This is a genomic window from Aporhodopirellula rubra, assembly GCF_014192335.1.
Classification (GTDB): domain Bacteria; phylum Planctomycetota; class Planctomycetia; order Pirellulales; family Pirellulaceae; genus Rhodopirellula; species Rhodopirellula rubra.
Genome location: NZ_JACHXU010000015.1, coordinates 71,696 through 82,500 on the forward strand (window position 1 = coordinate 71,696; position 10,805 = coordinate 82,500).

At 56.3% G+C, this 10,805-nt stretch carries 4 protein-coding genes; 3 read left to right on the top strand and 1 reads right to left on the bottom strand.

All coding sequences use genetic code 11. The features are described from left to right. Positions 1-14: 14 nt before the first annotated feature. Positions 15-812, bottom strand: coding sequence for a GIY-YIG nuclease family protein (locus FHS27_RS19430; RefSeq protein WP_315854626.1), 798 nt, complete (start codon positions 810-812; stop codon positions 15-17). 423 nt (positions 813-1,235) lie between these two features. Here FHS27_RS19430 and FHS27_RS19435 point away from each other — a divergent pair, with 423 nt between their 5' ends. The 3 genes from FHS27_RS19435 to FHS27_RS19445 all read left to right on the top strand — a co-directional run bounded on the left by FHS27_RS19435 (position 1,236) and on the right by FHS27_RS19445 (position 10,402). Continuing rightward, positions 1,236-3,275: a flagellin N-terminal helical domain-containing protein gene (locus tag FHS27_RS19435; protein WP_184306539.1), complete on the top strand. Its 2,040-nt coding sequence runs from the start codon at positions 1,236-1,238 to the stop codon at positions 3,273-3,275. A gap of 144 nt (positions 3,276-3,419) precedes the next feature. Continuing rightward, positions 3,420-9,335, top strand: coding sequence for a SpaA isopeptide-forming pilin-related protein (locus tag FHS27_RS19440; RefSeq protein ID WP_184306540.1), 5,916 nt, complete (start codon positions 3,420-3,422; stop codon positions 9,333-9,335). A 443-nt stretch (positions 9,336-9,778) separates the two neighbouring features. Continuing rightward, positions 9,779-10,402, top strand: a complete 624-nt coding sequence (locus tag FHS27_RS19445) for a superoxide dismutase (protein ID WP_009096599.1) — start codon at positions 9,779-9,781, stop codon at positions 10,400-10,402. The last annotated feature ends 403 nt before the right edge of the window (positions 10,403-10,805 follow it).

The window sequence follows — 10,805 nt, forward strand, 5'->3', positions numbered from 1 at the left end:
GACCGTCGTTCCGTTTACGGTCGCAGGTTGTATTTCGGCTCCCGGCTTCGAATCAATTCGCTTTCATAGGCTCGTCGCATGATCGCACGATTCCCCGGAGAATCCTTTGCGAAGACGTGCAACTCGAGCGTCAACGGCGGATGACTGTCACTCTCGGCAAGGCTCAAGCGTTTGGCCAACCCTCGGTTGTGGCTGCCGCCGAGATGTTGACTGATTCTCGTGGACAGGTTTTCTGCCTCGCCGATATACAAATATCCTTCCTCGCTGCGAAAGATATAAACGCCCGGCGAACTGGGGATCGCATCGAGGTCAATTTTATCAAACGCCAGCGTCACGACCCGCGTTTGCCAATCGGCCACTCTTAACACCAGTTCCGGCCTCAGACGACGCACCTTCCGCAAACGCAACACCGCCTTGCGAATCAAATCGGCCGGCGCATCGGAACCGATCGCAACCGCTTCGGCTTGCAACTCCGACCGCAACCTGGGGTCACACATCACGTCGTCGATACTGACTTGGTAACGATCCAAAACCGTGCGGATCGCGATCTCGGCGGTGTCGGTCCATGGGCCGACCTCAGCATGACTGCGCCGAGTCGCACGAACCTTGAGTTTGCCCGCCTTTCGAACCTTGAATAACGAGTGGAGCGCAGAGGTTTGCACATCATCATCCGCGGGGTCCGAAGGATCGATCCCAAGTTCTTTCAGGAATGCATTGCGGAGAAGATCGCTGACGATTAATTCGTCGCTGCTGTAACCGTCATGTGTCTTCGCGAATGCATCACGGATTTCCTCGGCCGAGAACGTTCGCACCGAGGGATCGTGGGCTCTCAACGTCCCTGATCCGGCCAAGAACGCCTGAATCAAAATGAACAGCCCTGCAATCCTGGGGCCTCTCGTCCACCCCAATGAACGGCTAAGGGGACGGCGACTGGGTGAAACATCCATAAGCTACGCCAAATAGGCAAGATTCCCTGGTTCAGAAGACTTCAGCGGAAAGGCAATCCGTGAGTGTAATGCATGTTAAACCGGCAAAACGCATGAACCTTCGGAAAAAACTGATGGTGATCATTTGCATTTCCCCGAAAGTGTGCCGATGACTTTTGACAGATCACTCTCGCATCTCAACATCGCTGATACCACCAGACGATTGAGACTCAATATTCGAAGTGGCGCCGTGAGTCGTTATGACGGCGACCGTCGTAACAACCACAGCCATACCCAGAGATTTTCGCTATGACACGTATCAACACTAATGTTCCTTCGCTCGTCGCCCAAAACCGTTTGCAAGCCAGCAACGCGGACTTGCAGCAGGCGTTGACGCGATTGAGCACCGGTTTGCGGATCAACAGCGGAGCCGACGACCCGGCAGGTTTGATTGCGAGTGAGGCCCTGCGTAGTGAGGTAACCAGCCTCGGTCGCGCGATCTCGAACACACGACGGGCGAGCCAAATCATCAGCACCGCCGACAGCGCCTTGGGACAGACCAGTAACCTACTCAACGACATTCGGGGCCTCGTCGTTGAAGCGGCTAACAGTGGTGCATTGAGTGATGAAGAGATCGCCGCTAACCAGTTGCAGATCGACAGCTCACTCGAAGCGATCAACCGGATCGCGCAAACCACGACGTTCCAAGGTCGAAAGCTCCTCGACGGCTCGCTCGATTTCGTCAGCTCCGCCGGTACCATCGCATCCCTGAACGACGTTAATATCGATCAAGCTAACCTGGGCACGACCGGACGAATTGACGTCGCAATCGATATCAAATCCGCCGCCCAACAAGCGAGCGTTTCCGTCAGTGACTCTGCGTTCAACGCAGCCGACGTCGACCCTTCGGCAACAAACACCGTCGCGACGAAAACCATCGATATCGTTGTCGGCGGCGAAACCGTGACGATCACCGGCAACGCTGATTTTGCCAGCGTCACGATCACCGATGACACCGCGTCGAACGCGACCGCAACGGCAGTCAACACCGCTGGTGCAGTCGAAATCACCTTCGACAGCGACTCAAACCCCTCTGACGTTCAAGATGTCTTAGATGCCCTCAATGGCATTGAAGGTCTCGTCGCAACCAGCGACGGCCCCGGAACAGGTACCGTGGTCGGTGGTGATGCCGCCGCGAGTGCCAACACCGCCGACGGAACTGACGTGGGACTCGAAGTGACCGGTACCGGACTCGATGACCTGACTGTGAACTACACAGCTGGTACCGACGCTGACGTTGTCGCGACGTTCGATGCAGACACCAACACACTGAATGTCGCTCTGGGTACCACCACCAGCAACAATACACTGACCAACATCAAATCCAAAATCGATGCACTCACGGATCTTTCCTCTACTATCGTTGACGATGCAGGCGATGCCCTGACCGGATTCGATGACCTGACCGTTTCGACCGCGGATCTTCCCGCGGAAGCCACGGGAACGAAAATCACTGCCGGGCTGAAAGACACGCTCGTCTTCCAACTCAATGGTGCCGACGGTGCGGAAACGTTTAACTTCGGAGCCGGAACTTCCCTCGCACAAATCAAGGCTGCTGTGAACCTGGTGAGTGACTCCACCGGCGTTACCGCTGACGATACCGGAGGACTTTCCTTCACCAGTGACGCCTACGGATCGGACGCGTTGGTGAATATCGAAATCATCAGCGAGGGAACTCTCGGTGAATTCGAATCCAGCCTCTCGAGTACACGGCAAACCGGGTCCGATATCGAAGCCACCATTAACGGCGTCGAAGCGAGTGCCAAGGGGAATACATTCTCGATCAACACATCCACCCTCGACCTCAGCCTGACCGTGGACAAAGGCAGCACGACTGACTTCACGTTTAGCATCACCGGTGGCGGTGCCCTCTTCCAACTCGGCCCTGACGTAACCAGTAACCAACAAGCTCGTTTGGGCATCGGCAGCGTCAGCACCGGTCAACTCGGGGGTGTCTCGGGTCGTTTGTACGAACTAGGTAGCGGCCAAGCCAAGAGTTTGACCAATGACGTCAACGGTGCCGCTCGGATCATCGACGAAGTCGTCGACAAAGTCACCAGCCTTCGCGGTCGTCTCGGTGCGTTCCAAGCAACGAGTTTGGAAAGCAACCTGGTCAGCCTCAATGAAACGCTTTCCAACCTCGAAGAGGCCGAAAGCTCGATCCGTGACGCCGACTTCGCTCAAGAATCCGCAAACCTGACACGGGCACAAATCCTCGTTCAATCGGGTACGAACGTGCTGTCGCTCGCAAACCAAAACCCACAAAACGTGCTGTCGCTACTACGATAAAAATCTGATTCGGAAACCGAGCCCGCGATCACGTCTGAAAGGACGCTCGCTACCTCGCCCCACCATCTTCCCCACCGCTCGCGGCCTGCGTATCCTTCCTACCTAGGACAGATACTCAGGCCGCGTTTTTGGGAAATCAGGGCGATGACGGAACAGCCGAGGCGGAAGAAGGCATCCAACCGCAACAAGAAACTGATTGGTCGACGCGGAAAGGACGCTCGATCCGTCCGTCGCCGACCAAGTTACGAGGCTCTCGAGAGCCGCAGACTATTGGCCGTTGCGACGGATCTCGCCAATCTTTCAGGTCGGGTCTACGACGACTTCACAGGTGATGGATATTCGGCAGGAGAAGAAGTTGCCGGCGCGAGCCTAACGCTCTACCGCGACGACGGCGACGATCAATTCGAACCGGGTGCCGGCGACGCCGAAATCGCGACGGTCACCACGGATTCCGACGGCCGTTACGTTTTTGAACGTCTTTCCGCGGGCGACTACTTCGTTCTTCAACCCGCCCAAACCGCGTCAGGCAACACACTCCTGCGCTCGGTATCGCCCCTGGTAACAATTTCGAGTGAACAGGTTTCCGGTCGCCTGATCCAAACCATCGACGGCTTCGATGGCAACTTCCAAACCGTCGAAGACGAAACGCAAAACGACGGCCCCGTTACATCCACAGCGTCGGCACCAGAGGCGATCGGCGGATCGCGAGATCTGCTCGTTGAAAAAACCAGTGACATCGGGTCCGTCAGCCTTATCGTTAACGACCCCGCATCCCCAGATTTGCTGCAGGTAAGTTCAGACGCTTTTGGCGGTGGTCGACGGGCAGTCATTTGGGATGGAGCGGGCGACAATCCTGAGATCGTTGACGACGACGGACTCGGATCGGTCGATCTGACCAGTGGTGGGGACGCAGCGGGATTAAGACTCGTGATCGGCGCCGACCTCCCCGCGGGAACCGCCGTCATTCGGCTCTATACCAATGACGGCGTGGACGGCTCACTCACCCGAATCAGCTCCGCCGAACTCGACATTCCCCCGCTGACCACTCAACCGACCTCGGTTGAGTTTCTTCCATTCAGTGAATTTTCAACCGCAACCGGCGCCAGCGGTCCAGCCGACCTCACCGACATCGGTGCGATCGAATTCGAAGTCATCGCGGGCCCCAACTATGACGCGCTCGCGGATTTGATCGGAACGATCGGGCCGAACATCATTCCCGTCGCCGACTTCGACAACTTTGAATCAATCGATCTGAACCTATCCAAAGAATTGATCACCGCAAACGCGAACGTCGACGATTTGGTTTCATTCCGTTTGTCGCTAACCAACGAAGGCGACGACACGGCTACCAACGTCGTCGTCACCGACACCCTGCCAGCGGGAATCTCCTACCGCAGCGATCAACCCGATGCCGGCACCGCTTTTGAATCATCAACCGGTCGGTGGACGATTCCGACTCTCGCGCCCGGCGTCACCGTGAACGTCATCCTCACGGGATTACTGACGACGAGCACAACACAAACCAACACCGCCGAAGTCACCGCCGCGGATCAGTTCGACATCGACAGCAGCCCGAACAATGCGGATGCAAGCGAGGATGATCAAGCCTCCGCCGACGTCACCGCAGCTCAGATCAATCTATCTCTCGACAAAGCAGTATCGAATGCACGTCCGAACGTCGGCGATGCAATCACCTTCACGTTGACGCTCACCAACTCAGGCATCAACGACGCTACCAACATCGTCGTACAAGACACACTGCCGCCGGGCTTTTCGATCACGGCAAACGATCCGGATAGCGGTTCTTTCAGCGTATCGAACTCGCGGTGGACCATCCCGCAACTCGCTGCGGGACTGTCGACCAGCCTGACACTCACCAGCACCGTTAATACCGCGGGCGACTTCACGAACGTCGCCGAAGTCATCTCGGTCGATCAGTTCGATATCAATAGCACGCCAGGTAACAACGTCTTATCCGAAGACGATCAAGACGAAATCAATTTTCAAACTCCGATCGCTGACCTCTCGCTCGACAAAACCATCGTCGGTCAAGTCGCCAGCATCGGGGACAATGTGACCTTCGCGATCACCGTCAACAACGCGGGCCCCGACCCAGCAACCAACGTCAGTATTCGCGAAGTCCTTCCCGCAGGACTGACGTACGTCTCCGACACAACGAGCCTCGGCGAATACAACCCATCGACCGGCATTTGGACACTGCCCGATCTGCCGGTCACCACCGCTGGATCCGCCCCTGTCACACTCACGCTCATTGCCGAAGTGAACAATGCAGGCACCAAAACAAACGTTGCCGAAATCATCGCTTCGGATCAATCTGACCCCGATAGCACGCCCGGCAACGGCTCCGGTGGTGCCGCCGGACAAGAAGATGACATCGATTCGGTACTAATCACCCCAGTCACGATCGATCTCGAACTCGAAAAAAGCGTCACCTCAACGCGGCCGACTCCAGGTGAAACGTTCACCTACAATGTGACCGTTCGCAACACCAGCAACGATGACGCCAGTGGCGTGTTTGTCGAAGACGCCATTCCTACCGGACTCATTTTTCAGTCCGCCACCGATGGCGAAATTTACTCACCCAGCACCGGCGTATGGAACGTAGGAAACGTACCCGCGGGCACCTCGCGAACGCTCGCTATTAATGTCATTCTTGACCAATCGCGAACCGACCTTCTCGATGCGATCACCAACACCGCTCAGATCACAGCCGCAGATCAATTCGATACCGACAGCACACCTGGCAACAACATTGCCAACGAAGATGATCAAGCGAGCGTTGCCATCACGCCCGCACGCGCCGACGTGTCACTCACCAAAACGACATCAAGCTCAAAGATAAACGTCGGAGAAGAAGCCGCGTTCACTATTACAGTTCGCAACGACGGTCCCGACCCATCGGGCAGGCTGATTGTTGCGGACCCGATCCCCAACAACGCCGCCTTCGTCAGCGCGACCGAACCCAGCGGCACGTCCTATGACGCTGTAAATCGGCAATGGATTATCGACGGGCTGCAGAACAATCAATCGGTAACCTTCTCGCTCGTCCTACGCAGCACCGCGAGCGGGACGATCAACAACGTCGCGCAGATCACCTCCGCCGCATTGCCCGATCCCGACAGCTCACCGAACAACTCGATCGCGACCGAGGATGACCAAGACGACGCATCAATCGTAGCAGAACAAATCAATTTGTCTCTGACCAAAGGCGTCAGTGATCCCACACCACGCGTGGGCGAAACATACAGCTATACCATCGTCGTCAGTAACTCCGGTCCCGATACCGCTACTAACATCGTCGTCGGCGATACGCTTCCTTCGTCGATCACTCTCGTCGACAATGATCCCGAAACCGGTTCGTTTGTCACCTCGACTCGACGATGGACGATCCCATCGCTTGCGGCCGGATCTTCCACGACACTCCGTCTCGACGCACGCATCTCATCGATCGCAAACTTGCCCGACGGTGACCCGATCAACACGGGACTCGTCAACACTGCAGAAATCCTCTCCGTCGACCAAGTGGATGCCAACAGCACACCCGGCAACAACGTGGAAGACGAAGACGATCAAGACTCCGCGACGGTACGCATCCCGATCGCAGACATCTCCGTCGAAAAGAACACACTCACCCCTGCCCCAAACATCGGTGACATCGCTCGATTCGAAATCATCGTTCGAAACGCGGGCCCCGATCCCGCAACCAATCTCGTCGTTCGAGACCTATTGCCTAACGGTTTAACCTACCGATCCGATAGCCAAAGTGATGCCGGCAATACCTATGTTTCCTCCAACGGTTTGTGGACCATTCCATCACTCGGCGTTGGCCAATCCACAACCCTACAAATCAACGCCGATGTCACCGCATCGGGGACGTTCACAAACTCCGCCGAATTAATCGCTGCGGACCAGGACGACCCTGATTCGACACCCGACAACGTGGTTCCGAACGAGGACGATCAATCGAGCGACTCGCTCACCACACCCGTTATCGACCTTGAACTCACCAAATCATCTTCACCCGAACGCCCTCCCGTTGGCAGTGAAATCACCTTCACTCTCCGACTCGACAACACGGGTCCAGATGACGCTTCCGGCATTCAAGTTCGTGACACTCTACCAAGCGGATTTCAGTTCACCTCATCAATTCCCTCGGCTACCTTCAATGCGTCGACCGGAATCTGGAACGTTGAAACCCTCGCCGCAGGTGCATCGACCGAACTCGAAATTCGCGGGATCGCAAACACGACTGAAACATTCACCAACCAAGCGGAAGTCATTTTCGCGGACCAATTCGACCGCGATAGCACACCCGACAATGGGTTCCAAAACAACGAAGACGACATCGCATCCGTCACCGTAACGCCCGCCAACGCCGACTTGTCGCTCGAAAAAACGATCAACGACGACACGCCCAATGTTGGCGAAGACGTGACTTTCACACTAACGCTTCGCAACGATGGTTCCGACACCGCCGAAGAGATCGAGGTACGCGACTCACTGCCCGCCGGACTCACGAATGTCCGTTCTTCAACAACCGCTGGCACATTCACCACGTCTGACAACATCTGGCGAGTTCCCGAACTCCGCCCCAATTCCTCGGCGACGCTCACCCTCACCGCGACCGTCGATTTCGAATCGAACAATAGTACGCAGCCAATCACTCGTACCAACTATGCCGAAATCACTGCGTCCTCCCAATTCGATCCCGACAGCACACCGAACAACAACAGTAATGATGAAGACGACGACGCTTCGGTTGATTTTACCCCGCAACTGATCGACCTCGCGTTGACCAAGACCATCGACGAAAGCCGTCCCAATGTGGGCGACACAGTGGAATACCTACTGACCGCAACCAATGAAGGCCCGAGCGATGCAACCGGCGTCATCGTGGAAGACGAACTGCCCAGCGGTCTCAGCTTTGTCTCCGCCTCCTCATCGGCTGGCGGCGCATACAATCCAACGTCAGGACGATGGACCATTCCTTTGATCCCCGCGGGTGAATCGAGGGAACTGACCATCCGCGCAACCGTGTCTCCGAACACCAATAACATCGACACGATTCTCACCGAGGGCATTACCAACATCGCCGAAGTGATCGCCGCGGACCAACCGGACCGCGACAGTACTCCGAACAATGGGGAAGGCGAAGACGACTATCAATCTGTCGCTCTCACTATCGCGCGAGCCAATTTGTCGCTCTCAAAAACAGTCGATATCGCCAACCCTGATCAAGGCGACCTCGTTACCTTCACGGTGACTGCGAACAACGCGGGCCCTGACGCTGCGTCGAACATCGTCATCCAAGACATCTTGCCATCCGGTTTAATTGACATCGAAGTCAGCACGGCGGATGGGGAATACACTTCCTCGACGGGACGCTGGACCATCGATCAACTCGGAATCAACGACTTTTCCGTCTTACAAATTCGCGCTCGCGTCTCAACCGCTGACATCGTAACCAACACGGCGGAAATCATTTCGGTCGATCAATTCGATCCCAACAGTGTTCCTGGTAACGGGAATCTAGACGAAGACGACATCGCCTCGGTCGTTGTTTCTCCCAAGGTTGTCGACGTCAGCGTGTCGGCGACCGTAACCCCGACGCAGGCGAGTGTGGGAGACACGATTCAACTCACAGTCACCGCACAAAACGGGCAAGTCACAACTGCCGCCTCGATCGCTGCTCTGGCCGCCACCACCGATCGCGTTATCTCAGATGCGTCCGGAGTCGTTGTCGGTATCGAAATTCCCGAGGGTTTGACACTGCTCAGCGCCGATCCCGCAGGTGAGTTCAACCCACAAACCGGGCAATGGCAGATCGGAAACCTTGCCGCCGGCACCGCTCGACAACTCACGCTCAACTTCCGAGTCGACGTCCAAAGTCTCAAAACGTTTTTGATCGAAGTCGTCGAAACGGAAGAGTTCGATATCGACAGCACCGCGGGGAATAACGTTCCAACCGAAGATGATCAAACGAGCGTCTCGGTGACTCCACCACGAATTCTCTCGAAGCGTTTATTCCTCGCCCGTTGAAAAATCCCGTCGCGGTGGCACCAAAGTCGCCCAGATGCCTCCAGCAGCCGACACGGTTGGCGGGAAACTGAATTGCGAGGGAGCCTGAATAGATTGGGCCCAAAATCCATCCTGATCGAAATTCCCGAGGAACGGATTCCATGGGGACCCGAGGTCGTGAAAGACAGGCCTCGCCAGAGACGGAGCTCGTCGAAGCCAGTCCTCACTCACACTGATTCCCAAAGACCGCCTCACGGCACCAAATTGACCGCAAATTCCCCTCAACGCGGATCTGGCCGCATTCTAGCTTCCCCAAACCGTTCAGCGACAAAGAGCCCAATTTCCTGTATTTTCAGCCGCCAAACGTGTGTGGTGCCCCCGGATACCCTACCGCTGGACAGCCTGCTATCGTTTCTGAAGATTGGAACTGTCAATTTCTTCACCTCAAACTCTCCCGAAACATCATGGCCTACACACTTCCCGAATTGCCATACGCCTACGACGCTTTGGAGCCACACGTTGACGCTCGGACGATGGAAATCCATCACACCAAGCACCACAACGCTTATATCACCAAAGTCAACGATGCGCTCGCTGGCAGCGATTTGGCGTCCAAACCGATCGAAGAAGTCATCGCAGATCTGTCTGCCGTTCCTGAAGCCAAACGTGGTGCCGTCCGCAATAACGGCGGCGGTCACGCAAACCACTCCCTGTTCTGGACCGTCATGGGCCCAGGCAAAGGCGGTGCCCCGAGCGGCGAATTGGCCGCCGCGATTGACTCCGCATTCGGCTCGCTCGATGCATTCAAAGAACAATTCGCCAACGCCGGCGCAACGCGTTTCGGTAGCGGATGGGCTTGGCTCTACGTTTCCGGCGGCGCTCTGAAAGTTGGCAGCACTGCCAACCAAGACAGCCCCCTGATGGGCGAAGCTGTCGCCGGTATCGGCGGCACCCCAATCCTCGGTCTCGACGTTTGGGAACACGCCTATTATCTGCACTACCAAAACCGCCGCCCCGATTACATTAGCGCGTTTTGGAATGTCGTCGACTGGGACGCAGTCGCCGCTCGTTTCGCCGCCGCAAAGTAAGACTCATTCGCACACGGCGATGAGACGACCGCGACCCTAACCGCGGCGAACCATGCACAACGCACCTGACCCTGGACATGAATTCATGTCCAGGGTTTTTCTTTGCATCCACAGCACCAACAACCCAATCGCTCCGAATCCAAACCAACTCGGGAACACGATTGAACTACCGAACCAAGTTTTAAACCGCCCTGCCCTTCCCTGCCCCGACCTGCCAGCTATTTCCCAGCTCAATCATTCGCCCCCACCTCAACGCCCTAACCTCCGGTTCCGAAATCAAACCCACTCGTCCACAGCTGACCCAACAACAACCTGTCACCTGCTCCAATTACACCGAACAACATCGATGTTGGTGTCTGAAACGATATTCCTGGTACGAAATCGCGTCGATTCAATTTGCAAT

What these genes read in the sequence shown, in the direction of transcription:
- FHS27_RS19435 (WP_184306539.1), top strand. Translation starts at nt 1,236, where the DNA reads ATGACACGTATCAACACTAATGTTCCTTCGCTCGTCGCCCAAAACCGT.
- FHS27_RS19440 (WP_184306540.1), top strand. Translation starts at nt 3,420, where the DNA reads ATGACGGAACAGCCGAGGCGGAAGAAGGCATCCAACCGCAACAAGAAA.
- FHS27_RS19445 (WP_009096599.1), top strand. Translation starts at nt 9,779, where the DNA reads ATGGCCTACACACTTCCCGAATTGCCATACGCCTACGACGCTTTGGAG.